Origin of the sequence: Alloactinosynnema sp. L-07, assembly GCF_900070365.1 — a bacterium.
GTDB lineage: Bacteria > Actinomycetota > Actinomycetes > Mycobacteriales > Pseudonocardiaceae > Actinokineospora.
Map to the genome: position 1 here is coordinate 2533126 of NZ_LN850107.1, position 24212 is coordinate 2557337.

Annotated in this window: 15 protein-coding genes, 3 rRNA genes and 1 pseudogene; 10 read left to right on the forward strand and 9 right to left on the reverse strand. The window is 67.3% G+C overall.

Annotated elements, in window-relative coordinates:
- Positions 1-21: 21 nt before the first annotated feature.
- From BN1701_RS11350 to BN1701_RS11360, 3 genes are all read left to right on the forward strand, one after another.
- Positions 22-1608, forward strand: coding sequence for an SDR family NAD(P)-dependent oxidoreductase (locus tag BN1701_RS11350; protein WP_082859784.1), 1587 nt, complete (start codon positions 22-24; stop codon positions 1606-1608).
- Positions 1609-1689: 81 nt separating this feature from the next.
- Entirely contained in the window at positions 1690-2295 is a 606-nt protein-coding gene (locus BN1701_RS11355) for a hypothetical protein (protein ID WP_157367919.1), read from the forward strand.
- 87 nt (positions 2296-2382) lie between these two features.
- A complete protein-coding gene (locus BN1701_RS11360; protein ID WP_054048128.1) occupies positions 2383-3159 on the forward strand; it encodes a DUF2993 domain-containing protein in 777 nt (258 codons plus the stop codon).
- Here the strand turns inward: BN1701_RS11360 and BN1701_RS11365 are convergent.
- Genes BN1701_RS11365 through BN1701_RS11380 form a run of 4 tightly spaced genes read right to left on the reverse strand, consistent with a single transcriptional unit; the run spans position 3143 to position 7031 of the window.
- A complete protein-coding gene (locus tag BN1701_RS11365) occupies positions 3143-3742 on the reverse strand; it encodes an ATP/GTP-binding protein (RefSeq protein ID WP_054048130.1) in 600 nt (199 codons plus the stop codon). The genes BN1701_RS11360 and BN1701_RS11365 overlap by 17 nt on opposite strands.
- Entirely contained in the window at positions 3723-4094 is a 372-nt protein-coding gene (locus tag BN1701_RS11370) for a DUF742 domain-containing protein (RefSeq protein ID WP_054048132.1), read from the reverse strand. The genes BN1701_RS11365 and BN1701_RS11370 overlap by 20 nt, the downstream gene beginning before the upstream one ends.
- Positions 4094-4531 carry a roadblock/LC7 domain-containing protein gene (locus tag BN1701_RS11375; protein ID WP_054048134.1) on the reverse strand — a complete coding sequence of 146 codons (438 nt, stop codon included), beginning with the start codon at positions 4529-4531 and terminating at the stop codon, positions 4094-4096. Before BN1701_RS11375 ends, BN1701_RS11370 begins: the two co-directional genes overlap by 1 nt.
- Before the next feature lie 31 nt (positions 4532-4562).
- Positions 4563-7031: a nitrate- and nitrite sensing domain-containing protein gene (locus BN1701_RS11380; protein WP_054048136.1), complete on the reverse strand. Its 2469-nt coding sequence runs from the start codon at positions 7029-7031 to the stop codon at positions 4563-4565.
- A gap of 367 nt (positions 7032-7398) precedes the next feature.
- Here BN1701_RS11380 and BN1701_RS11385 point away from each other — a divergent pair, with 367 nt between their 5' ends.
- The gene (locus BN1701_RS11385; RefSeq protein ID WP_054048138.1) at positions 7399-9246 is read left to right on the forward strand and encodes a DNA/RNA non-specific endonuclease; all 1848 of its coding nucleotides are present in this window, start codon (positions 7399-7401) and stop codon (positions 9244-9246) included.
- Here BN1701_RS11385 and BN1701_RS11390 read toward each other — a convergent pair.
- Both BN1701_RS11390 and BN1701_RS11395 read right to left on the reverse strand, forming a co-directional pair.
- A complete protein-coding gene (locus tag BN1701_RS11390) occupies positions 9243-9605 on the reverse strand; it encodes a PPOX class F420-dependent oxidoreductase (protein WP_054055784.1) in 363 nt (120 codons plus the stop codon). The two genes, BN1701_RS11385 and BN1701_RS11390, sit on opposite strands and share 4 nt — an antisense overlap.
- A 41-nt stretch (positions 9606-9646) precedes the next feature.
- Complete coding sequence (locus BN1701_RS11395; RefSeq protein ID WP_054048140.1) at positions 9647-10576, reverse strand: sporulation protein; 930 nt, start codon at positions 10574-10576, stop codon at positions 9647-9649.
- A 171-nt stretch (positions 10577-10747) separates the two neighbouring features.
- Here BN1701_RS11395 and BN1701_RS11400 point away from each other — a divergent pair, with 171 nt between their 5' ends.
- From BN1701_RS11400 to BN1701_RS11425, 6 genes and pseudogenes are all read left to right on the forward strand, one after another.
- Complete coding sequence (locus tag BN1701_RS11400; protein WP_054055785.1) at positions 10748-12022, forward strand: amino acid deaminase; 1275 nt, start codon at positions 10748-10750, stop codon at positions 12020-12022.
- Positions 12023-12259: 237 nt separating this feature from the next.
- Positions 12260-13519, forward strand: coding sequence for a sugar ABC transporter substrate-binding protein (locus BN1701_RS11405; protein WP_054048142.1), 1260 nt, complete (start codon positions 12260-12262; stop codon positions 13517-13519).
- Positions 13519-14478, forward strand: coding sequence for a carbohydrate ABC transporter permease (locus BN1701_RS11410; RefSeq protein WP_054048144.1), 960 nt, complete (start codon positions 13519-13521; stop codon positions 14476-14478). The genes BN1701_RS11405 and BN1701_RS11410 overlap by 1 nt, the downstream gene beginning before the upstream one ends.
- A 4-nt stretch (positions 14479-14482) precedes the next feature.
- Positions 14483-15310: a carbohydrate ABC transporter permease gene (locus BN1701_RS11415; protein WP_054048146.1), complete on the forward strand. Its 828-nt coding sequence runs from the start codon at positions 14483-14485 to the stop codon at positions 15308-15310.
- Complete coding sequence (locus BN1701_RS11420; protein WP_054048148.1) at positions 15307-16746, forward strand: glycoside hydrolase family 3 N-terminal domain-containing protein; 1440 nt, start codon at positions 15307-15309, stop codon at positions 16744-16746. The genes BN1701_RS11415 and BN1701_RS11420 overlap by 4 nt, the downstream gene beginning before the upstream one ends.
- Before the next feature lie 118 nt (positions 16747-16864).
- Positions 16865-18474 (forward strand): annotated as a pseudogene (locus tag BN1701_RS11425) (glycosyl hydrolase family 18 protein).
- Between the two features lie 421 nt (positions 18475-18895).
- Here the strand turns inward: BN1701_RS11425 and rrf are convergent.
- The 3 genes from rrf to BN1701_RS11440 form a co-directional block, all read right to left on the reverse strand.
- A 5S ribosomal RNA gene (rrf, locus tag BN1701_RS11430) occupies positions 18896-19012 on the reverse strand.
- Positions 19013-19117: 105 nt separating this feature from the next.
- Positions 19118-22217: ribosomal RNA gene (locus BN1701_RS11435) — 23S ribosomal RNA — on the reverse strand.
- A 361-nt stretch (positions 22218-22578) separates the two neighbouring features.
- A 16S ribosomal RNA gene (locus tag BN1701_RS11440) occupies positions 22579-24096 on the reverse strand.
- Together the 16S, 23S and 5S rRNA genes form the textbook arrangement of a ribosomal RNA operon.
- Positions 24097-24212: the final 116 nt, after the last annotated feature.

Consider the following 24212-nt stretch of genomic DNA (forward strand, 5'->3'; position numbering starts at 1 on the left):
CAGCGAGGCAGGAGCGGACGGATGACGGCGATTCAGGACAACCCGGTCGAGGGGATCTCAGCCCACGACCTACCGGGTGACGGCCTCACCGACACCGAGCGTGAAGCCGCCGAGGACGCCGCCGCCACCCGGCGCGAAGCGTCCGCGGACAGCCTCTCCCCCGTGGACGACGAGCCCGCGGACCACGGCCCCGGCATCGACCCCGACCGCCTCCAGGCCTGCCTCGCCGTCATCGCCGAGGTCAACGAACTGCCCCCCGAGCACCCCGACGCCGTGGCCGTCCGCCGGGCGACGGCGGGCGTCTACAAGTCGGTCCGCAGGCGCCGCAAGGCCGCCAAGCGGGCCGCGGTGACCGACGCCGACCGGGCCGTCACCCACGCCACCGCCACCGGCTCCCCCGACCGCATCGACGACGAGACCCAGGGCATCCCCCTGGTGTCCAACACCGTCGGCGCCAGCGCGGGCACGCTGCTGCGCTCCCGGGCCTGCTACACCTGCAAGCAGCGCTTCCACGTGGTCGACGCGTTCTACCACCAGCTCTGCCCGCCGTGCGCGTTGAAGAACCGCGACCGCCGCGACGCGCGGACCGACCTCACCGGCAGGCGGGCCCTGCTCACCGGCGGCCGGGCCAAGATCGGCATGTACATCGCCCTGCGCCTGCTGCGCGACGGGGCGCACACCACCATCACCACCCGCTTCCCCAACGACGCCGCGCGCCGGTTCGCCGCGATGCCCGACAGCGCCGACTGGCTGCACCGGCTGCGCATCGTCGGCGTCGACCTGCGGGACCCGGCCCAGGTCGTCGCCCTGGCCGACACGGTCGCCGCGCAGGGTCCGCTCGACATCATCATCAACAACGCCGCGCAGACCGTGCGCCGGTCGGCGGGCTCGTACTCGGTGCTGGTCGAAGCCGAGTCCGCTCCCCTGCCCGCGGGCCCGCTGCCCGAGATGCTCACCATGGGCCGCACCGGCGACGCCCACCCGGCCGCGCTCGCGGGCGCCGTCGCGCACACCTCCGACCTGCATCCGGTCACCGCGCTGGCGCTCACCGCGGGCTCGGCGTCCCCCGAGCGCATCGCCGACAACACCGCGATCGACGCGGGCGGCCTGGTGCCCGATCTGCACCCGGTAAACAGCTGGACGCAGAAGGTCGACGAGGTCGACGCGATGGAGCTGCTGGAAGTGCAGCTGTGTAACCAGACCGCACCGTTCATCCTCATCAGCAGGCTGCGCCCGGCGATGGCCGCGGCGGCCGCGCGGCGCAAGTACGTGGTAAACGTGTCCGCTATGGAGGGTCAGTTCAGCCGTGCCTACAAAGGACCCGGGCACCCGCACACCAACATGGCCAAGGCCGCGCTGAACATGCTCACCCGCACCAGCGCGCAGGAGATGCTGACCGACGGCATCCTGATGACCGCCGTCGACACCGGCTGGATCACCGACGAGCGCCCGCACCCGACCAAGATGCGGTTGGCCGACGAGGGTTTCCACGCCCCGCTCGACCTCGTGGACGGGGCCGCGCGGGTCTACGATCCGATCGTGCGCGGCGAACTCGGCGAGGACATCTACGGCTGCTTCCTCAAGGATTACGCACCCGCCCCCTGGTAGCCCTCGGCAACCTGCCGTCACTCCGCACGTCTGTTTGTTCACGACCAGTCGGGCGAACAGTGGGGATGGAACATGAACGGCATGAACCGCAGAGCATCGCGGATACTCGGCGGCTTGGTGCTCGGCCTGGCCATCGGAGCGGCGTCCACGGGCTGCACCAGCCTGCAGAGCAGCGGCGCGCAGGGGGACACGATCGCGCCACTCACCCCGACCACGATCACCGAGACCGTCACGGCGACCACCGCCAACCCGCCGGGCAACAGCGGCTCCGGCCCTGGCGGCGCGGGCGCGACCACCACCACCAAGGCGCCGACCAAGACCACGACGCGCCCGACCCACCACTCGACGCCCATAACCACGCCCGCGGGCGCGGCCGTAGTAAGTCTTGAGGTCGTGCAGCGGCCGTCCTGCCCGATCAACGGCACCCCGGACGCCCCGTTCAGCAAGCCGGGGACGCCGGTCATCATCAAGTGGAAGGTGACCGGGGCCGACGGGGCCGCCATCGCGGTGGACAACCCGGGCACCTACGGCGCCTACGGCTCGGACTACGCCGCCTCAGGACAGCTGGAGCTGTCCTTCCCCTGCTCAGCCACCGCGGGCAGCACCACGCACAAGTACACGGTGTGGCCGAAGGGCTTCAAGAGCATCTCCCGCACCATCACCGTCAGCGCGCCGAACAACGTCTGACCCCCGGGCAGCAGGCTTACATCCTGGTTCACCCAGGTGGGCGGACCCAGCGCGCGGTTCACCGGCGGGGTCGGTCATAGTTGAGGCGTGAGTGGGCCGTTCGACGGATGGCTGCCGATGCGCGGCCTGGAGGCGGTGCTCTCGGCGGGACGCTCGCTGCTGCCCTCCGTGCCGACCACGCCCGCCGGGGTGGTCGAGACAGCCGTGCGGGTGACCGCGCAGCGCCTGCGCGGCAAGCGCGTCACCGTCAAGTCCGGCGGCCAGGAGATCCCGCTGACGGTGGTCGACCTGGACTGCGCGGGCGACACGCTGCGCCTGGCTCAGGGTCGCATCGACGCGGTCAGCTTCGAGGCCAACGACGTCGCCTGGCCCGCGCTGACCCTCGACCGGCTCCTGGTGACCGCCCGGGACCTGCGGCTCGCGGGTCCGTTCTCAACGGCGATCATGGCCGAGTCGGTGACGCTGGCGGTGTCACTGTCGACCGAGGCGCTGCGCGCCGAGCTGGCCAAGGTGCGCCCCGACCTGCGCGTCCGCTTCGGCGAGCGGCTGTTCGTGGCCCGCGACCCGTGGCCGGGCGAACTCGAGGTCGTCCCCGAGGTCGACGACGGTGTGGCCCAGCTGCGGCCGACCGCCCTGTGGCTCGCGGGCAGGCGGATGCCGATGCCCGCGCGGCTGCGTCCATTCGAGGTGCCGCTGCCGGATCTGCCGCGCGGCCTGCGCCTGACGTCGGTGACCACCTCGGCCGACGGCGTCGAGCTGCGCGGCGAGGCTCAGCACTGGCGGGACCGGCTGTCCTCGACCCCGCTGGTCGAGCTGCTCAATCTGCTGGCTACCGCCGCTCAGACCTTCACAGTCGGGCGCTAGCCGAGAGCTGGTTCATCGTGTACTGGACCAGCTCCACCAGCACATCCTTGCTCGACTCGCGTTCCCGCACGTCGCAGCGGACGATCGGCACCCCGTCGTCGAGGTCGAGCGCCTGGCGCACCTCGGCCTCGGTGTGCGGCCAGGTGCCCTCGAAGCCGTTGACCGCGACGATGAACGGGATGTTGCGGTGCTCGAAGAAGTCGATCGACGGAAAGCTGGAGTCCAGCCTGCGGGTGTCGACCAGCACGATCGCGCCCAGCGCGCCCATGGCCAGCTCGTCCCACATGAACCAGAAGCGGTTCTGGCCGGGGGTGCCGAACAGGTAGAGCACCACCCGCGGGTTGATCGTGATGCGGCCGAAGTCCAAGGCGACAGTCGTCGTCTCCTTGCCCTCGATGCCCACCATGTCGTCGATGCCGACACTGGCCTCGGTCAGGACCTCCTCGGTCCGCAGCGGCGGGATCTCGCTGACCGAGTTGACCATCGTGGTCTTCCCGACGCCGAACCCACCAGCCACCACGATCTTGATCGAGGTGGGGATCACGCCCGTGTCACTCACCTGGTCAGATCCTCCGAATGCCATCGAGCACCGCCTGCAGAAGTTTCGTGTCGGCGATCTCCGAGGTCTGGAACAGCGCCCCGGCCACCACGTCGCCACGCTCGATCAGATCGCTGATCAAGACCTTGACCACGACGAGCGGGACGTTCAGATACGCGGCCACCTCGGCGACCGAGAGCGGGACTTTGCACAGGTCGATGATCTCCCGGTGCTCCGGGGTGAGCGACGAAGGGTCCGACCGCGACTGGGACGCGCGGATCTGGGTCACCAGGTTGAGGTTGGGCGCCCCTGGCCGCGTGCGGCCCCTGGTCATCGCGTAGGGCCGGACCAGCGGGCCCGCCGCGTCGTCGAACCACCAGTCTTGGTCCGATCGCATCACGAAGGCCGTCTGCCGGGCACCGCCACCGGAAGCTGACCCACTCGGGGCGCCGACGCCAGATGCGCGCCGACCCGCTTGACCAGCATGTTCATCTCGTAGGCGATCATGCCGACGTCGGCGTCCTCCTCGCCGAGCACCGCGAGGCAGGCACCGCGGCCCGCGGCGGTGACGAACAGGAACGCGTGGTCCATCTCGACGATCGTCTGCCGGACCTGCCCGCCGCCGAACTGCCTGCCGGTCCCCCTGGCCAGGCTTTGGAACGCCGACGCCATGGCCGACAGGTGCTCCGAGTCGTCCTTGGACAGGCCGTCGGAGCGGCCTAGCAGCAACCCGTCGGCGGAGAGCACGACCGAGTGCCGGATGCCGACCACCCTGCGCACGAGGTCGTCCAATAGCCAGTTGAGCTGGTTGTCCTGTCCGAACTTGTCGTTCACGTGGAGCTGTCCTTCCCCGTAATAGCTTTCATCACGGCTCGACCGGAGGGTCGGCTCGGCGTGCGTCCTGAGTGCCTCGCTGGAACGCGGCCATGGTGGAGCGGATCCGTTCCGGGGAGTGTTCCCGGTCGGGCAGTTCCACCTCCGACGGCGGTTCCTCCCGCAGCTGCGGCGCGAGGTGCTGTTGTCGCTTGCGTCTTGGCAGGGGCGGAGCGGTCTGCCCCGCCCCCTGTCGCGCTTCATCCACCTTCGCCGGTTCCCCAACTCCGTTGTCGGTTCGCTCGCGTCTGGGCAGCTCCGCGGACCGGCTGCCGTTGCGCGAGACCGGCTCCGTCACCGAGTAGGTCCGCTGCGGCGGCATGGCCTCCTCCGCGTCGACCTGCGGCCACAGCGTGTCCTCGGCCGACCCGGCCACGTCCGACCACATCCGGTCGAACGCGGGCCCGACCGGCGGCTCGTAGCGAACCTCGGGCTCGGGCTTGCGCGGCGTGCGCAGGGTCTGCTGCCGCGGTCGGGGGCTGGGCGCGCCATGGTCGGCCTCCACCGCCTCGACGACGATGTCGGAGGGGAGGAAGACCAGCGCGACCGTGCCGCCGTAGGGCGACTCACGCAGCTCGACCCGGATCGAACGGCGCACCGCGAGCCGGGCGACGACGAACAGGCCGAGGCGGGACTCGCCGCGCAGCGCCATCGCGTCGAATTCGGGCGGGTAGGCCAGCATCTGGTTGGCGGCCTCGCGGTCCTCGGCGGTCATGCCGAGGCCGTGGTCCTCGATCTCCACGACCACGCCGCCGGACACCAGGCTGGTGTAGACCTCGACCTGGGAGCGCGGCGGGGAGAACGACGCGGCGTTGTCGACCAGTTCGGCGACGAGGTGGATGGTGTCGGCCACGGCGACGCCGTGCAGCGCCACGTCGGGCACCTGGCGCACCCGGACCCGGACGTACTGCTCGGTCTCGGCGACCGCGGCGCGCAGGATGTCGAGCAGCCGCACCGGCTTGCGCCACTGCCTGCCGGGCTGCTCGCCCGCCAGGATGATCAGGTTCTCGGCGTTGCGGCGGGCGCGGGTGGCGAGGTGGTCGAGCTGGAACAGCGCGTCGAGGTGCTCGGGGTTCTCCTCCTCACGCTCGATCTTGTCCAGGATCTTGAGCTGGCGGTGCACCAGGCCCTGGTGGCGGTGGGCGATGCCGAGGAAGACCCGGTTGACACCCTCGCGGGCCTGGCTCTCCTTCACCGCCGCGGCGATGGCGGTGTACTGCGCGGCGTTGAACGCGTCGGCCACCTGGCCGATCTCGTCGGTGCCGTAGTCCAGCGGGGGCACCTCGGCGCCGACGTCGACCCTGGCGCCCTGGCGCAGCCGGTCGACGATGTCAGGAAGGCGCTCGTGGGCCAGCCGCAGCGAGTCGGTCTTGAGCCCTTCCAAGCGGGTGACCAGCGCCTTGTCGATCAGGCGGCGGGCGAACACGCTGGCGGCGACCATGCCGAGGACTACCAGGAACAGGGCGACCAGACTGCCGATCAGGCCGGTCCGGAACCGCGCGTCGGCTCGCTCGACCACCACGTCGACCGCGCCCGCGACCTGCTGGGTGGCCAGTTTGATCAGTTCCTCGGCCGCGGTGCCCGAGACCGACTCCCAGTCCTGGGCGCTGACCGGGGGCGCGGGCGGCTGGCTTCGCCTGCTGCCCGTGTCCTCGGCCTTGGGGCCCGCGACGATCAGCCGGTTCTCGTCGGCGACCAGCCTGCCCCAGGCCTGGGTGGCCGCCAGCCGCTGGAAGGCGCCCTTCAGCGGATCGGTGCCCAGGTCCACCTGGGTGGCCAGCGCCGTGCGGTACGAGCCGACCAGGCCGACGAACTCGACGTGCTGATCTGGCGTGAAGCCGCCCGCGGCGATTGCGATCGCGGCGAGCGAGGACGCCCGCGACATCCGGTCGCCCGCCCGGATGACCTCGATCATGGTCAGGGTGGACTCGACCATGTCCGCGTCGGGCAGCTCGCGGGCCTGGGTGTCGAACAGGGCGAACCCGGCGTCCAGGAGGCTGTTGTAGTAGCGGTAGATCTCGACCTTGTCCGCGTTGCCGCCGCCGACCTGGATGCGCCGGTCGGGCAGCGCGGTGACCGCCTCGACGAACGGCTTGAGCCGGGCGTCGACCTCGGGGGTCGCGCTGCCCGGCATCTCCTCCAGTGCCGCGGTGAAATCCCGCAGGGACAGGTCGGTGGTCTGCTGCTGTTCGGTGAGGCCGATCAGGTCGGGCCTGTCGGCGATGAGCGCCGCGATCGTGGCCTGGCGTTCGCGCTGCAGGGCCGAGAGCGTGTTGACCGCCGGGATCGCGCCGCCCTTGACGGCGGCCGCGGTGTCGCGGATGTAGATGCCGTCGAAGATGGTGAAGGTGGAGAAGACCGCCCACATCACCAGCAGGATCACCGCGGGGACGGCGACGACACCGGTCAGGCGGGACCGGATCGAGGTCGCCTTGGCCTGCCTACGGGTCTTGCGCTTCACGACTCTCCACAGTCAAGGGTCAAAGTGTGTTCCGCCCGCCCTGGCGACGCCCACGAAGGTGTGACACTCGATCTGGGAACACCGACGCTCAGTCAGAGATCGACAGTACACAGAGCAAGCGTTCACACGCGGTACGCGATTGTGAATCGTAGCGGCTCACACGAACGTGGAAGTGACACCCCCATGACCATCTCCGCACCTCGACGTGGTGCGGAGGCGGCTCCGGCGGCCCTCGGGTGACCGAAAGGGCAACAGTTGGGGTCGGTCGGCTACGGAGTGACTACGGACCCTTGCCGAGAGCCACGGACGGGTGGATCGTCGCCTCACCCACCAGTGCGCCGATCACGGCCTGTCGAAGGACTCACCCATGGCCGCCAAGAAGCCCGATCCGCTGGAGCCGACCGACGAGCTGTTCGCCGCCCTGCGCGAGTTCATCCGGACCAAGGGGTCGGACTACCTCAAGGACCCGAACGTGTCCTCGATCGGGGTCGGCTACAAGGTCCGGGACGGCAAGCAAACCAAAGAGGTGTCGATCCAGTTCACCGTGGCGGCCAAGGCCGAGTTGGAGGCACTGGAGTCACTGGACACGGTCGCGCTGCCCCCGTCGATCACCGTCGGCGGCGTCGAGGTGCCCACCGACGTGCTCGAACGCACCTACCGCCCGGACTTCCGGGTGGTGGCCGAGGCCGCGGCCAACGACCGCAAGGTCCGGCTCGACCCGATCCGGCCCGGGGTCAGCGTCGGTCACCCGTCGATCACCTGCGGGACCGTCGGCGCGATCGTCTACGACGTGGAGACCGGCAAGCCGTGCGCGCTGAGCAACTGGCACGTGCTGCACGGCCACGACGGCGCCCTCGGCGACACGGTCGTGCAGCCGGGCACCCACGACGACAACCGCAACGACCGCAACCACCTCGGCCCGCTGGTGCGCTCCTACCTCGGCGTCGCGGGCGACGGCGCCATCGCCGCGGTCGAGGGGCGCGCGATCGACCCGTCGATCCTCGAACTCGACGTCGTCCCCGAAGAACTGGGTGAGCCCGAGCTGGGCGACAAGGTGGTCAAGAGCGGCCGGACGACCGGGGTGACCCACGGCATCGTGCGCCGGGTCGACACCCTCGCGAAGATCAACTATGGCGGCGACCGCGGCGTGGTGGAGATCGGCTGCTTCGAGATCGGCGTCGACCCCGCCCGCAAGCCTTCCGACGGCGAGATCAGCCGGGGCGGCGATTCGGGCGCGGCGTGGGTGTTCAAGGCGGCCAACGGCAGGCCAGGCAAGGTGCTCGCGGGCCTGCACTTCGCGGGCGAGGGCACCGGCGACCCGGACGAGCACGCGCTGGCCTGCCTGCCCCGGTCGGTGTTCGAGAAGTTGGGAGTCACCCTGGTCCAGCCGGAGTCCGGGGTGACCACCGGCGGGTTCGACTCCAGGTTCCTCAGCGTCGACCTCGCCGTGCCCGGCCTGGACCCCGACGTCGCCGCGGACGCGGTCACCGTGGGCGGCACGACCAGGGTCGACTACACGCACTTCTCGCTGACCATGAGCCAGTCGCGCAAGTTCGCATACTGGGTGGCGTGGAACGTCGACGGCGGCGGCCTGAAGAAGATCAGCCGCACCGGCGTCCCGTTCGTCAAGGACCCGCGCCTGCCCGCGACGGCGCAGACCGGCGACGAGCTCTACCGGGACAACCGGCTCGACCGCGGCCACCTGGCGCGGCGGGCGGACCTGCTGTGGGGGTCGCTGGACGAGGCGCGGCAAGCCAACCGCGACTCGTTCTTCTTCACCAACATCACCCCGCAGATGGATGACTTCAACCAGAGCATGCGCCGCGGGCTGTGGGGTCGGCTGGAGGACGCCATCTTCGAGGACGTCGACGTCGACAATCTGCGGGTCAGTATCTACGGCGGCCCGGTGTTCGGCGCGGACGACCGCGTCTTCCGCGGTGTGCGGATCCCGCGCGAGTTCTGGAAGATCATCGCGTTCGTGGAGGCAGGCACCCTCAAGGCGAGCGCGTTCCTGCTCACCCAGAACCTCAACCAGCTGGAATCACTGGAACTCGACGAGTTCCGGGTGTTCCAGGTCGGTGTGGCGGAGTTGGAGGAACGGACGAGCGTGCGCTTCCCGGACGCGGTACGCACGGCCGACTCGTTCCGCCAGGTGCCAGAGGCCCTGGGCGTGCGTGAGCCGCTCGGCACGGTGTCCGACATCGTCTGGGGCTAACGAACGGTCCCCAACACGCGTGTGATGGCGATCTCGATCACGACCCGCTCCGGATTCGGGCGGGGCGGCTTGTAGCGCTCGGTGTAGCGGCGCACGGCATCGGCGACCGACTCGGGATCATCGAGAATCCGGGCCACACCTTCCACAGTGGACCACCGACGTCCGTCCACTTGACACAAAGCAGCTGGAGTCGTGCCCGCGGAACGGATGTGGCGCACCTTCGCCGACCCGCCGGAGGTGATCACGCGGGCCACGCCCGCGGCCAGGTCGAGGGTCGCGCCGACCGGCACCACATGCGGGGTGCCGGTCGGCCGAACCGTCGTCAACGTACACAAGTGGCGCTCCTGCCAGAACGCCATGAACTCATCGGTCACCGTCAGCACGCGGCAACCGTACGCGCCTAATCCTCGTCGCCGAAGAAGGCGTCGCCGACCTCGTCGAAGACCTCGCCCATGACCATGCCGCCCACGACACCCGCGGCGATGCCACCGACAAGACCCATGCCGCCGCCACCGTGACCACCGTGGCCGCCGTGGTGGCCGCCGCCGTGGAAGCCCTGGGCCGGGCGCCGTGAGGAGACCTGCGACAGCCACTCGCCGATCCGGGCGGTCCAGTCGGTGCGCTCGGACTCCTCATGGCTGACCTGGAAGCGGCCGAACACGTCGCCGCCGGAACGGAACAGGCCCGCCCGCTTGTCGGCCTCCAGGACCACGGCCATCCCACCCGGCTCGGCCACGAAGGTCAGCTCGACCTGCGTGATGCCGCCCGCGAGCTCACGGGGCGGGTAGAACTCGATCTCCTGGAAGAACGGCAGCCGCTGCGGCACGCCGTGGATGCGGCCCGCCTCGAGGTCGGCGTTCTTGTAGCGGAAGCCGAGCCTGCCGAACGCGTCGAGCACCGCGGCCTGCGAGGGCAGCGGGACGATGTTCACCTGGTCCAGGTCGCCCTTGTCGACGGCCTTGGCCACCGCCAGCTCCGTGCGCAGGCCAAGGCCCATACCGTGCAGGTGCTGGCCGTACAGCTCGGTGATCGGCGCCTCCCACGGCACCGGGATCTGGAACGGCACGGACCTGGCCTGTCCGGCGGGCAGCACGAAGCGACCGGACACCACGGCCCGGTCGAACTCCACCACCTGGACGCCTTCGTCGGCCCGCTCGACCCTGGTGACCAGGGACAGCGCGATGTAGTCGATGTCGGAGTCGTGCTCACCGCCGGTCATCCGAACCTCGCCGGTGAGCAGTCCGCCCGGGTAGACCCGGGTGTCGGTCAGCACGGTGTCGACCGTGGGACCGCCGACGCCCAGCGCCCGCAGCATCTTCTTGAACACCATCGTGAGGATTCCCCTTCGCAACCTGGCCGTTCGGCACCCGCCGCCGCCCCCGTGGGGTCAACGGACCACGCACCGCGCGCGTTCCCGAGTGTCTCGCCATCCTGGACGCACGGGCCCTGGTTCGGTTCACAGGGATACCCAACCGCGACCAGACCGGAGACCATCGTGACCTTGTCCCCCGCCCGCATCGACACCGCCGCGGTCGCCCGGCTCGGCGACGAGCCGCTGGACTGGCGGTTCCGCTCGGTGCCAGACAGCCTGTTCGGGCTGACCGCCCGCGCGGCCGCCGCCCGCCGGACCAGCCTGTTCGGCGACGGATTCGTCGGTCCGATGGTGGTGCTCGACGGTCCCGCCATCGAACACAACCTGACGACGATGGCGAGCTGGTGCGCGGAACGCGGGGTGCTGCTGGCCCCGCACGGCAAGACCACGATGGCGCCCGCACTCTTCGCCCGCCAGCTGGAACACGGCGCGTGGGCGATCACCGCGGCCACCGCCGGGCAGCTGCGGGTCTACCGGGCGTTCGGGGTCAGCCGGGTCGTGGTCGCCAACGAGTTCCTCGACCCGGCGGGCCTGCGCTGGCTGGCCCGCGAGCTGGCCGACCCGGACTTCGAGGTCACCTGCTGGGTCGACTCGGTGCGCGGCGTCGAGCTGATGACCGCGGCCTGGTCGGGCCCGCGACCGCTGGACGTGCTGGTCGAGGTCGGGGTGGCGGGCGGGCGCACCGGCGTGCGCGACCTGGCCACCGCCCGAACCGTCGCCGCGGCGATCGCGGCCAGCCCGGCGCTGCGCCTGGTCGGGGTCGGCGGGTACGAGGGCCCGGCGTCGGCCGACGCCAGCGGCGAGGGTCTGGCGGCCGTGGCTGCCTACCTTGATCGCTTGCGGGACACCGTGTTCGCGCTGGCCGGGATGTTCGAGACCGACCAGGTCATCGTCACCGCGGGCGGCAGCGCGTTCTTCGACCAGGTGGCCGACGCCCTCACCGGGCCGTGGCCGGTTCCGGTGCTCCCGGTCCTGCGGTGCGGCACCTACCTGACCCACGACGACGGGTTCTACCGCGAGATCTCTCCGCTGGGCGCGCACCCGCGCCTGCACGCCGCCGCGCCACTGCGGTCGGCCCTGCGGGCGTGGGCGCAGGTCGTCTCCAGGCCAGAGCCGGGACTGGCCCTGCTCGCGGTCGGCAAGCGCGACGTCCCCTACGACCTCGGACTGCCCGAGCCAAAGTACCTGCGCACCGCCGACGGTGTCCGGCCACTTGTCGGATCTTCGGTGACCGCGCTCAACGACCAGCACGCCTACCTCCGGGGCGACGCGGACCTGGCCGTCGGCGACTGGGTCGGACTCGGTTTATCCCATCCCTGCACGACTTTCGACAAGTGGAGCCTGCTTCCGGTCACCGAATCGGACGGCGAAACAGTGATCGACTTCGTGCGGACATTCTTCTGACCGACGGACCCCGTGTGATGGAAACTCGGTATGACGTCAGACCTTGCGCGCCAAAATTCGTACGGCAAGGTGGACTCGAGACGCCCTCAGATCTTGACAGGGTGAGTGGCCAGGGCCACGCTGTCCCCAATGGTCTAAACCACTTGGCAACACCGTCGCCCCGGCCCCGGAGCGACGTTCGGAAGGCGGTTAGTCGTGCGTAAGCGTTCGGGCGTAAGAAGGTCAGTCGTCGGAGGTATGGCCCTCCTACTTGCGTTGGCAGGCTGTGCAGGGTCAGGGAACAGCGGGAATTCATCAGACCAGAAGGCGTCGGGGCCCCGGACCCTGACCGTGTGGCTGATGAACGGGTCGGCGCCGCAGCCGCTGACCGACGCGCTGCACAAGGAGTTCCAGGAGTCCCACAAGGACGTCACGGTCAAGTACGAGGTCCAGCAGTGGAACGGGATCCAGGACAAGCTGACCACCGCGCTGGCGGGCAATGACGCGCCCGACGTGATCGAGATCGGCAACACCCAGGCACCGAAGTTCGCCGCGGCGAACGTGCTGGCCGACCTCACCGAGGCCAGCTCCGGTTTCAACAAGGACCAGTGGCTCACCAGCCTGAAAGACTCGGGTTCGTGGGACGGCAAGCAGTTCGCCGTGCCGTTCTACGCGGCCAACCGGCTCGTGCTGTACCGCAAGGACATGTTCGAGCAGGCCGGGATCGCCAAGACGCCGACGTCGCGGCAGGAGTGGCTCGACGCCATCACCAAGCTGCGCGCGAAGTTCGGCGGCGACCCGGACTTCCAGGCCCTCTACCTGCCTGGACAGAACTGGTACACCCTGCTGTCGTTCATCTACGACGAGGGCGGCGACATCGCCAAGCGTGACGGCACCAAGTTCACCGCCACGCTCGACAGCGCGCAGGCCAAGGCGGGCCTGGAGTTCTACAAGCAGCTGCAAGAGGCCTCTGGCACCAAGGCGCCGAAGGACACCGACGAGCAGACCCCCGAGCAGGCCGGGATCTTCGGCCAGGGCAAGGTCGCGATGATGATCGCGCTGCCGTGGGAGCTGGCGACCGCGGCCAAGAACAACCCAAGCCTCACCGCGCAGACCGCCGCGTTCCCGATCCCGTCGAAGAAGACGGGCGAGACCGCACCGGTCTTCCAGGGTGGCTCCAACCTGGCGATCCCGGCCAACAGCAAGGACCAGGACCTGGCCAAGGAGTACCTCAAGCTGCTGTCCAGCGCGAAGTACCAGAGCCAGTTCGCCAAGGCGGGCATGATTCCGGGCACGTCGTCTGATGTCTCCCTGCTGGAGGCCGACCCGGTCAATTCAGCGATGGCCAAGGCCTCACGCAACGGCCGCGCGGTGCCCGCCACCCCGACCTGGGGCGCGATCGAGGCGGGCCAGAACCCGCTCAAGGACATGCTGACCGCCTACCTCACCGGGGCCAAGACGATCGAGGCCGCCACCGCGGACGCGAACTCCGCTCTGAATAAGGCATTCGCGGCCTGATGACCGCGACTGTTGACACCGTGTCGCCCGCGGAGGCACCCCCGCGGGCGGCACGGCCCCACCGGCGCCCGGCCGACCGAGTCGTGCCGTACCTGATGCTCGCGCCCGCGGTCGTGGTCCTGATAGCCCTGCTGGGCTGGCCCGCCCTGCAGGTGCTCGGGATCAGCTTCCGCAGGCTCGATCTGGGCGAGCTGGTCCGCGGTGAGGTGGTGTGGGTCGGGCTCGACAACTACCACGCGGTGCTGTCCGACCCGGAGTTCTGGATCATCGGCCTGCGCACGGTGGTGTTCACCGCCGCGTGCGTCGCCGCGACCGTCCTGGTCGGACTCGGCATCGCCGTCCTCATGCGACACCTGACCGGTCCGGTGCGGATGGCGCTGCAGATCGCGCTGGTGCTCGCCTGGGCCACGCCGATCATCGCCACCACCACGGTGTTCCAGTGGATGTTCGACCAGCAGTACGGCATCCTCAACAAGACGTTGGTGGCACTGGGTTTCGACAGCTTCGCGGGCCACTCGTGGTTCGCCAGCGGCATGAGCACGCTGACCGTCATCGGGCTGCTGATCCTGTGGCAGGCGGTGCCGTTCGTCGCGTTCACCCTCTACGCCGGGCTGCTGAGCGCCTCCAAGGACCTCTACGAGGCCGCGAGCATCGACGGCGCGACGGCCTGGCAGTCCTTCCGCGTGGTCAGCTGGCCCGCGGTGCGACCGCTGCTGACGATGGTGGTGTTCCTGTCGGTGCTGTGGGACTTCAAGGTGTTCACCCAGATCTGGGCCATCAAGCAGGGCGGCCCGGACGGCGACAGCACGACCCTGCCCGTTTTGCTCTACCTCAAAGGCATCTCCGGCAGCCATTTCGGGATCGCCGCGGCGATCGCCGTGCTGATGCTGCTGATCCTTGTCGCGGTGACGTGGCGGTACCTGCGACTGCTGGTGCGCTCACCGGAAACGGAGCTGTGAGCCGATGAAGACTCGACCCCAGCGCATCGCGCTGTCCGCGGCCGGAATCGTGATCGCACTGCTGTTCTTCTTCCCGACCTACTGGATGTTCACCACGGCGCTGAAGAAGTCCAACGACATCCTCTCCCCTGCCTACGACCTGATCCCGCTGTCGGCGACGCTGGAGAACTTCGCCACCGCGATCACCCGGCCGGGCTTCACCACCTTCCTGACCAACAGCCTCATCGTCACCCTTGGCGCCGTCGGCTGCGCGCTGGCGGCGGGCTTGCTCGCGGCGGTCCCGTTGGCGCGCATGAGATTCGCGGGCCGCCGCGGGTTCGTCCTGCTGGTGCTGATCGCCCAGCTAGCGCCCCTGGAGGCGCTGTTCGTGCCGATGTACCTGATCATGCGCGACGCGGACCTGCTCGACACCCTGCCGTCGCTGCTGCTCGTCTACACCGCGTTCACGCTGCCGTTCACGATCTGGACGCTGCGCGGGTTCGTCAAAGGTATCCCCATCGAGTTGGAGGAGGCCGCGATGGTCGACGGCTGCGGGCGGTGGAGCGTGTTCCGGCGGATCACGCTGCCGCTGCTCGGACCCGGGCTGGTCGCCACGTCGGTGTTCGGTTTCGTCACCGCGTGGAACGAGTTCCTGTACGCCCTGGTCTTCATGCGCGACCAGTCGAAGCAGACGCTGCCGGTGTGGCTGGCGTCGTTCCGCACCGCGTTCGGCACCGACTGGGGCGGCATCATGGCCGCGTCGGTCATCTACGCCGTGCCCGCGCTGGTGTTCTTCATGCTCGTGCAGCGCAAGCTGGTCGCGGGCTCGACCGCGGGGGCGGTGAAGGGATGAGTCTGCGCGAGCTGACCGAGGCGGTGCTGCTGCCCGGTTTCACGGGCACCACCGACGTACCCGACTGGCTGCTGGACCGGATCAGCACGGGCCTGGGCGGCGTGGTCCTGTTCGGCCGCAACGTCGTCGACGACGAACAGGTCGCCAGGCTGACCGAGCGGCTGCGCGGCGAACGCGACGACGTGGTCATCGGCATCGACGAGGAGGGCGGCGACGTCACCCGGCTCGACGCGGGGCGGGGCAGCAAGCTGCCCGGCCCAATGGCGCTGGCCGCGGCCGATGACCTCGGGCTCACCGCCGAGGTCGGCCTGGCCATCGGTGCCCGGCTGGCCGCCTGCGGGATCACCCTGAACCTGGCCCCGTGCGCGGATCTGAACCTGACCGCCGACGACCCGATCATCGGGGTCCGGGCGTTCGGGTCCGATCCGGCCAAGGCCGCCGAGCACGTCGCGGCGACCGTGCGCGGCATGCAGCGGCCGGGGGTCGCGGCCTGCGTCAAGCACTTCCCCGGCCACGGCGCCGCCACCGCCGACTCACACCTGACGCTGCCCATCCTGCCGCGCACCCCGGCCGAGCTGTTCGCCACCGAGTTGGTGCCGTTCCGGGCCGCCATCTCGGCGGGCGTGCGGGCGGTGATGACCGGCCACCTGGTCATCCCGGCATGGGGCCCGGCCCCGGCGACGCTGAACCGAACGGCGATCAGGGTGCTGCGCGAGGAACTCGGGTTCACCGGGACGATCGTCACCGACGCCATCGAGATGGGCGCGGTCGCGGGCACCCTCGGCGACGCGGTCGGGCTGCGGGAGGCAGCCGTGCGGGCGCTGGCCGCGGGCGCGGACGCGCTGTGCATCGGCGGCGTGGCCTCCGACGCCGACGGCTTCGACGCGCTGGTCGACCGGATCATGCTCGCCGTGCGCGACGGCGTCATCCCGGAGGAGCGCCTGGCCGAGGCCGCGGCGCGAACCCGGGCACTTGGCACCCAGCCGGTCGGGGTGACCGGGGTGCGGTGTGAGGTCGACCTCGGCCTGGAGGTGGCGCGCACGGCACTGCGGGCCACCCCGATCCCCGACCTGGGCAGCAGGCCCGTGGTGGTCGACATCGAGGTCACGCCGACGATCGCGGCGGGCCCGGTCCCCTGGGGGCTCGCACCGCACCTCGCCGAGGTCCTGCCAGAGGCGGTCGTCGGGTCCGACGACCTCGACGTCGCGGGGCGGGTCGTCATCGTGACCACCCGTGACACCCACCGCCATCCGCACGCCCGCGCCGAGGTGCTGCGGCTGATCAAGCAGGCCTCGGCCGTGGTCCACATCGAGACCGGGGTTCCTGGCCCCGACCTCGGCGCGGCCGCCAGAATCGACACCCGCGGCGGCTCCTGGTCGAGCCTGCGGGCCGCCGCCGAGGTGCTCGCGGCCGGACGGCTCAGACCGAACGGCTGATCCCCCAAGATCGTCCCCTCCGCCTTTCACCGGGCGGAGGGGTCGCGGCCCGACTCTGTCCCGCGCGCCCTGCGGTCGGGCCAGTTCACAACATCCCTGCTCCGAGTTGAGGTGAACCATGCCCAAAATCCGATGGCACCTGGCTGCCGCGTTCGTCGCGGCGGCCACGGTGACCGTGGCGCTCGTCGCCGCACCCGCTAGCGGCGCAGGCACGCCGACAGCCGAATTCGTCAAGACCTCCGACTGGGGGTCCGGCTGGGAAGGCAAGTACACGATCCGCAACGGCGGCGCGACGGCGATCAGCAGCTGGAAGGTCGCGTTCGACCTACCCGCCGGATCATCGATCTCCTCGCACTGGGACGCGACCCGTACCCAGTCGGGCAACCGTTTCACCTTCTCCAACGTGTCGTGGAACGGCACCATCCAGCCGGGTGGCACGGTGTCCTTCGGCTTCATCGGGACCGGATCCGGCTCCCCGGCCAACTGCACCCTCAACGGCGTGTCCTGCGGCGGCGGCACCCCGCCCACCAGCACGACGACTCCGCCGACGTCGACCACAACGACGACGACAACCACCACCACCACGACCACAACCAGCACGACCACGACGCCGCCGCCCCTCCGGGCTCCAAGCTGATCGGCTACTTCGCGCAGTGGGGCGTCTACGGGCGCAACTACCACGTGAAGAACATCGTCACCAGCGGGTCGGCGTCGAAGCTGACGCACATCAACTACGCGTTCGGCAACGTGCAGAACGGCCAGTGCACCATCGGTGACAGCTACGCCGACTACGACAAGGCCTACACCGCGGGCGACAGCGTCGACGGTGTGGCCGACACGTGGGACCAGCCGCTGCGCGGCAGCTTCAACCAGCTGCGCAAGCTGAAGAAGGCGTACCCGCACATCAAGGTCATCTGGTCGTTCGGCGGCTGGACCTGGTCCGGTGGCTTCGGCCAGGCGGCGGCCAACCCGGCGGCGTTCGCGGAATCCTGCTACCGACTGGTCGAGGACCCGCGTTGGGCCGACGTGTTCGACGGCATCGACATCGACTGGGAGTACCCGAACGCCTGTGGTCTGACCTGCGACACCAGCGGGGCGGCGTCGTTCAAGAACCTGATGAGCGCGCTGCGGACCAAGTTCGGCTCGAACAACCTGCTCACCGCGGCGATCACGGCCGACGGCTCGTCCGGCGGCAAGCTCGACGCGGCCGACTACGGCGGCGCGGCCCAGTACGTCGACTGGTACATGCCGATGACCTACGACTTCTTCGGCGCGTGGGCGGCCCAGGGTCCGACGGCCCCGCACTCCCCGCTGACGTCGTACACCGGCATCCCCCAGGCGGGCTTCAACTCCGACGCGGCGATCCAGAAGCTCAAGTCCAAGGGCGTGCCCGCGTCGAAGCTGCTGCTCGGCATCGGGTTCTACGGCCGCGGCTGGACCGGCGTCACCCAGGCCGCACCGGGCGGCACCGCCACCGGCCCCGCACCCGGCACGTATGAGCAGGGCATCGAGGACTACAAGGTCCTCAAGGGACGCTGCGCGGCCAGCGGCACCATCGCGGGCACCGCGTACGCGCACTGCGGGAACCAGTGGTGGAGCTACGACACCCCGGCGACTATCGGCGGGAAGCGGTCGTATGCCTCGCAGCAGGGATTGGGTGGCACGTTCTTCTGGGAGCTCTCCGGTGACACGACCAACGGCGAGCTGATCACGGCCCTGCGCGGGTAGGGGCGCACAGGGAGAAACGGTCCGGCTGGGACGAGCCGGAACGTGAACGGCCCGCTCGGGAAACCGAGCGGGCCGTTTCAGTTCTGTTCCGCCTCCCCGGATTTCTACGGTTGGTCGCCATTGCGGAGCAACCGCCGCAGGGCGGGGTCACCGTGGTCGACTTCCGCCACGGTCCCCTTAGAGCCGGACTCATGTGTGGAGTTTCTTGAAGGCGACCAGCGCGGCGGCGGGTGTCAGGAACGCGAGGAAGCTGTTGGCGTTCCGCTCGTGTCGGATCGCGAGTCGCCGGTTGCCGAAGGTTCAGGCGATGGTTCGCTCGATGACCAACGGTGTTTGCCGAGCTTGTCCCTGGTCTTGCTCCGGAAATGCGAAATGCCCCCTCTGTCTTCCGAAGAAGACAGAGGGGGCATTCGCAGTTTTAGTCCGGCGGCGTCCTACTCTCCCACACCCTCACGAGTGCAGTACCATCGGCGCTGGCAGGCTTAGCTTCCGGGTTCGGGATGGGACCGGGCGTTTCCCTGCCGCTATGACCGCCGTAACACTATGAAACAGTAACCAGCAACCCCACGCTCAACCGACCAGTGGTCGGGTGTGTGGGGGTGGTTGGTGTCTCAGACACCGCACAGTGGATGCGTAGCATGTTTGTAGCAAGCCCTCGGCCTATTAGTACCGGTCAACTCCACCCATTACTGGGCTTCCATTTCCGGCCTATCAACCCAGTGGTCTGCTGGGGGCCTTAACCCCTCAAAGGGGGTGGGAGACCTCATCTTGGAACGAGCTTCCCGCTTAGATGCCTTCAGCGGTTATCCCTTCCGAACGTAGCCAACCAGCCGTGCCCCTGGCGGGACAACTGGCACACCAGAGGTTCGTCCGTCCCGGTCCTCTCGTACTAGGGACAGCCTTCCTCAAGTCTCCTGCGCGCGCGGCGGATAGGGACCGAACTGTCTCACGACGTTCTAAACCCAGCTCGCGTACCGCTTTAATGGGCGAACAGCCCAACCCTTGGGACCTACTCCAGCCCCAGGATGCGACGAGCCGACATCGAGGTGCCAAACCATGCCGTCGATATGGACTCTTGGGCAAGATCAGCCTGTTATCCCCGGGGTACCTTTTATCCGTTGAGCGACGCCGCTTCCACCAGCCAGCGCCGGATCACTAGTCCCGACTTTCGTCCCTGCTCGACATGTCTGTCTCACAGTCAAGCTCCCTTGTGCACTTGCACTCGACACCTGATTGCCAACCAGGCTGAGGGAACCTTTGGGCGCCTCCGTTACCCTTTGGGAGGCAACCGCCCCAGTTAAACTACCCACCAGGCACTGTCCCTGAACCGGATCACGGTCCGAAGTTAGACACTCAGTACGATCAGAGTGGTATTTCAAGATTGACTCCACCCACACTGGCGTGCGGACTTCACAGTCTCCCACCTATCCTACACAAACCGAACCAAGCACCAATACCAAGCTATAGTAAAGGTCCCGGGGTCTTTCCGTCCTGCCGCGCGTAACGAGCATCTTTACTCGTAGTGCAATTTCGCCGGGCCTATGGTTGAGACAGTCGAGAAGTCGTTACGCCATTCGTGCAGGTCGGAACTTACCCGACAAGGAATTTCGCTACCTTAGGATGGTTATAGTTACCACCGCCGTTTACTGGCGCTTAAATTCTCAGCTTCGCCCTTGCGGACTAACCGGTCCTCTTAACGTTCCAGCACCGGGCAGGCGTCAGTCCGTATACATCGTCTTGCGACTTCGCACGGACCTGTGTTTTTAGTAAACAGTCGCTTCTCGCTGGTCTCTGCGGCCACCTGACCCTAGCCCGCGAAGGGCTTCAAGTCCTGTGGCCCCCCTTCTCCCGAAGTTACGGGGGCATTTTGCCGAGTTCCTTAACCATAGTTCACCCGATCGCCTTGGTATTCTCTACCTGACCACCTGTGTCGGTTTGGGGTACGGGCCGCGTGGAAACTCACTAGAGGCTTTTCTCGGCAGCATGGGATCACTCTACTTCGCCTCATTCGGCTATGCATCACGTCTCAGCCTATGTGGTTGACGGATTTGCCTGTCAACCGGCCTACACGCTTACACCACACACCAACTGGTGGCGGAGCTACCCTCCTGCGTCACCCCATCGTTTGGCTACTACCGGATCAGGTCCCGCGCTCCACACTCCGCCCCCGAAGGGACTCATGCTTTGGGCGGTTAGTATCACCGAGCTCACCAGGGACGCGTCCACACGGGTACGGGAATATCAACCCGTTGTCCATCGACTACGCCTGTCGGCCTCGCCTTAGGTCCCGACTTACCCTGGGCGGATTAGCCTGGCCCAGGAACCCTTGGTCATCCGGCGGAAGAGTTTCTCACTCTTCTTTCGCTACTCATGCCTGCATTCTCACTCGCGCAGCCTCCACGACTGGATCACTCCGCCGCTTCGATGGCTGCACGACGCTCCCCTACCCATCCACACCACTGCCCACCCAAAGAGCGGGGATGTATTGTGTGAATGACACAGCTTCGGCGGTGCGCTTAAGCCCCGCTACATTGTCGGCGCAGGACCACTTGACCAGTGAGCTATTACGCACTCTTTCAAGGGTGGCTGCTTCTAAGCCAACCTCCTGGTTGTCTGGGCGACCCCACATCCTTTCCCACTTAGCGCACACTTAGGGGCCTTAGCTGGTGTTCTGGGCTGTTTCCCTCTCGACTACGAACCTTATCGCCCGCAGTCTCACTGCCGCACTCTCACACACCGGTATTCGGAGTTTGGTTGATTTCGGTAAGCTTGTAGGCCCCCTAGACCATCCAGTGCTCTACCCCCGGCGTGAAACATGCGACGCTGCACCTAAATGCATTTCGGGGAGAACCAGCTATCACGGAGTTTGATTGGCCTTTCACCCCTACCCACAGCTCATCCCCCAGGTTTTCAACCCTGGTGGGTTCGGGCCTCCACGACGTCTTACCGTCGCTTCACCCTGGCCATGGGTAGATCACTCCGCTTCGGGTCTAGACCACGCGACTCAAGCGCCCTATTCAGACTCGCTTTCGCTACGGCTACCCCACACGGGTTAACCTCGCCACGCAGCACTAACTCGCAGGCTCATTCTTCAAAAGGCACGCCATCACCCCGAAAGGCTCTGACGGCTTGTAGGCACACGGTTTCAGGTACTCTTTCACTCCCCTCCCGGGGTACTTTTCATCTTTCCCTCACGGTACTAGTCCGCTATCGGTCACCAGGAAGTATTTAGGCTTAGCGGGTGGTCCCGCCAGATTCACAGCAAATTCCACGAGCTCGCTGCTACTTGGGAACACCATCGGGAGACACTGAGTTTTCGCGTACGGGACTCTCACCCACTACGGTCACGCTTTCCAGACATGTTCCGCTAACACAGTGTTTTCTTACTCCCCGACCAGCCGGCAGACTGACCAGATAGGTCCCACGACCCCGCATACGCAACCCCTGCCGGGTATCACACGTACACGGTTTAGCCTCATCCGCTTTCGCTCGCCACTACTCACGGAATCACGGTTGTTTTCTCTTCCTGCGGGTACTGAGATGTTTCACTTCCCCGCGTTCCCTCCACACACCCTATAGATTCAGGTGCGGGTGACACCACATGACTGATGCCGGGTTTCCCCATTCGGACATCCTCGGATCTCAGCTCGGTTGACAGCTCCCCGAGGCTTATCGCAGCCTCCTACGTCCTTCATCGGCTCCTGATGCCTAGACATCCACCGTATGCCCTTAATATCTTGCTACAAAGATGCTCGCATCCACTGTGCAGTTCTCAAACACCAACCAGAAACCAAACCGCATCCCTGGACATACCAGCACCACCAACGTGGCCGATGTATCTCCGCGGCTGGCCCTGAACCGAGCAACAACCCTCGCGGGTGTTGTCTCAGGACCCAACAGTGTGCCGACACACATCCACTCCCCGCACCCTCACCCTCCGCGTTCCACGCGGCCCGAAGACCGCAGTACTTGCTCGAGGTGAGCGCCGTGAGCATCAGCTCGTCCAGTAGTTCCACAGCATATGAGCAACCACCCACCGGGCATTCGCCGGCGGCCTGGCCCTCCCACCGCCCAGCAAGCTGGACGGGGTCAGATGCTCCTTAGAAAGGAGGTGATCCAGCCGCACCTTCCGGTACGGCTACCTTGTTACGACTTCGTCCCAATCGCCAGTCCCACCTTCGACCACTCCCTCCCTTACGGGTTGGGCCATGGGCTTCGGGTGTTACCGACTTTCGTGACGTGACGGGCGGTGTGTACAAGGCCCGGGAACGTATTCACCGCAGCGTTGCTGATCTGCGATTACTAGCGACTCCGACTTCACGGGGTCGAGTTGCAGACCCCGATCCGAACTGAGACCGGCTTTAAGGGATTCGCTCCACCTCACGGTCTCGCAGCCCTCTGTACCGGCCATTGTAGCATGTGTGAAGCCCTAGACATAAGGGGCATGATGACTTGACGTCATCCCCACCTTCCTCCGAGTTGACCCCGGCAGTCTCCTATGAGTCCCCGCCATCACGCGCTGGCAACATAGAACGAGGGTTGCGCTCGTTGCGGGACTTAACCCAACATCTCACGACACGAGCTGACGACAGCCATGCACCACCTGTGAACCAGCCACAAGGGGGCCTACATCTCTGCAGGTTTCCAGTCCATGTCAAGCCTAGGTAAGGTTCTTCGCGTTGCATCGAATTAATCCACATGCTCCGCCGCTTGTGCGGGCCCCCGTCAATTCCTTTGAGTTTTAGCCTTGCGGCCGTACTCCCCAGGCGGGGTGCTTAATGCGTTAGCTACGGCACGGAGAACGTGGAATGTTCCCCACACCTAGCACCCACCGTTTACGGCGTGGACTACCAGGGTATCTAATCCTGTTCGCTCCCCACGCTTTCGCTCCTCAGCGTCAGTATCGGCCCAGAGACCCGCCTTCGCCACCGGTGTTCCTCCTGATATCTGCGCATTTCACCGCTACACCAGGAATTCCAGTCTCCCCTACCGAACTCAAGTCTGCCCGTATCGATCGCAGGCCCAGGGTTAAGCCCCAGGTTTTCACGACCGACGCAACAAACCGCCTACGAGCTCTTTACGCCCAATAATTCCGGACAACGCTCGCACCCTACGTATTACCGCGGCTGCTGGCACGTAGTTAGCCGGTGCTTCTTCTGCAGGTACCGTCACTTGCGCTTCGTCCCTGCTGAAAGAGGTTTACAACCCGAAGGCCGTCATCCCTCACGCGGCGTCGCTGCATCAGGCTTTCGCCCATTGTGCAATATTCCCCACTGCTGCCTCCCGTAGGAGTCTGGGCCGTGTCTCAGTCCCAGTGTGGCCGGTCGCCCTCTCAGGCCGGCTACCCGTCGTCGCCTTGGTAGGCCACTACCCCACCAACAAGCTGATAGGCCGCGGGTTCATCCTGCACCGCCGGAACTTTCCACCACAACACATGCGTGAAGTGGTCATATCCGGTATTAGACCCAGTTTCCCGGGCTTATCCCAGAGTGCAGGGCAGATTACCCACGTGTTACTCACCCGTTCGCCGCTCATCCACCCCGAAGGGCTTCAGCGCTCGACTTGCATGTGTTAAGCACGCCGCCAGCGTTCGTCCTGAGCCAGGATCAAACTCTCCAATAATGTTTCAGAGTGTTCTCTGCCTGACAAAAAGACACCAAAACTGGCATCAATTCATCTCAAAGGAACCCACAAAGGGGTTCAATCATTTAAGCTCTACTGGCTTAAATCGGCACACT